The following is a 1555-nucleotide window of genomic DNA, read 5'->3' on the forward strand; positions in this document are numbered from 1 at the left end:
GCCCCCGCCACCGCCACCGCCCGTGACCTATGGCGCGCCGCCGCCCTGCCCGCAGGGCTGCCCGGCACCCTATCCCGCCGGCATGGCCTGGCAGAACGGCGCATGGGTAGGCAGCTACGGCGCGGCCTATGGCGGCAGCACGACCACCGTCGTGGTCATCCCCGCCGCGGCGACGACGACCACGACGGTCACCGAATATGTCGAGCGTTCGTATGTGCGCCGCCCGACCAAGCGGCTCCTACGCAAATACACGCCACGCTGCGGCTGCCGCTAAGGGGGATCAGGCTCGTTGACCTATCCACCCCGGCGAAGGCCGGGGTGGTAGTTTACCGCCGCTCGCGCCCACCGAAGGTGACGAGGCTCTCCGCGCCGTCCGCGCCGAGCGCCGAGACCCCGACGAAGGTATCGTCGACGATCACGCCCTTGAGGGCGGTCTCGCTGCCCTTCACATCGACGTGCTGCTGCCAGTCCTGCGCGTCGGCGCGGCGCCAGTGAACGCGATAGCCTGAAGCGCCCGGCACCGGCTCCCATTTGACCGAAGTGTCGGTCGCCAGCGCGCCGCCGATCGTCACGCTCGTCGGCGCAGCGGGCGCCTTGGCGAGCCGGCGCAGGGTAGCGACGTTGATCGCGGTCACCTTGGCGAGATAGGGAAAGTCCATCTTGTCGACGGTGTCGCCATAGACCTTCCCGCCCTCGCTGCGCAGGTCCTGATGCTGCTGGTCGTAATTCTCGGCGCCCACGCTGAAGCGCACCGCCGGATAGCCGAGCTTGAGGAACGGCGAATGGTCGCCGCCGCGCCCGAACCGGTCGAAGCGCCGCACCACGAACACGTCGAGCCCGCCGCGCATTCCGCCCGCGACGCCATCGATCGCCTTGGCCAGCGCCCGCGACGGCCCGTCGTCCTCGCCGCCATCGGCGCGCCGGGCCAGTTGCCCTGGCAGCGGCTCTACCTCGCGGATGCCTTCCGAGAACACCCGCACCCGATCGGCGACGCGGCGGCCGTCCTGACCGATCGTATTGCCGACGATGTCGTTGTTGAGCACTGCGCTGACCGTCCAGCCGCGCTCCTTGGCGGTCTCGGCGAGCAGGGTACCGCCGAACAGCCCCTGCTCCTCGCCCGAAAGCGCCGCATAGACGATCGTCGCGTCGAACTTCTCCTTCGACAGGATCCGCGCCGCCTCGAGCACGAGCGCGACGCCCGAGGCGTCGTCATTGGCGCCGGGCGCGTCCGAAGTGGCGTTCATCACGTCGGTGACGCGGCTGTCGATATGCCCCATCACGATAACGACGCGCTTGGGATCGCGGCCGCGCTGGAAGCCGAGCACGTCGACGATCTCGACGCCCTTGGGCGCGCGATCGTTGGTGAAGGTCCGCGCGACATTGGCGACGTCGATGCAGCCACCACACCCTTCGCCGATCCGCCCGAGCTCGCTCGCGAACCAGCGCCGCGCGGCGCCGATCCCGCGGGTGGGATGATCGGGGGAGGACAAAGTGTGGCGGGTGCCGAAGCTGACGAGCTTCTCGACGTCCGCCTTGAGGCGGGCGGGGCTGGGCT

General features: G+C 70.0%; 1 protein-coding gene and 1 pseudogene. One reads left to right on the forward strand and one right to left on the reverse strand.

Going from position 1 to position 1555, the window contains the following annotated elements; all coding sequences use genetic code 11:
• A pseudogene (locus tag AC3WJI_RS21590) lies at positions 1–274 on the forward strand (hypothetical protein); the annotation flags it as partial.
• Positions 275–326: 52 nt separating this feature from the next.
• On the opposite strand, the gene AC3WJI_RS21595 reads toward AC3WJI_RS21590, so the two are convergent.
• Positions 327–1555: M28 family metallopeptidase (locus AC3WJI_RS21595; RefSeq protein WP_492759367.1), on the reverse strand; the 1229-nt coding region annotated here is incomplete at its 5' end.

The organism is Sphingomonas sp. FW306-1B-B10E (genome assembly GCF_058782005.1).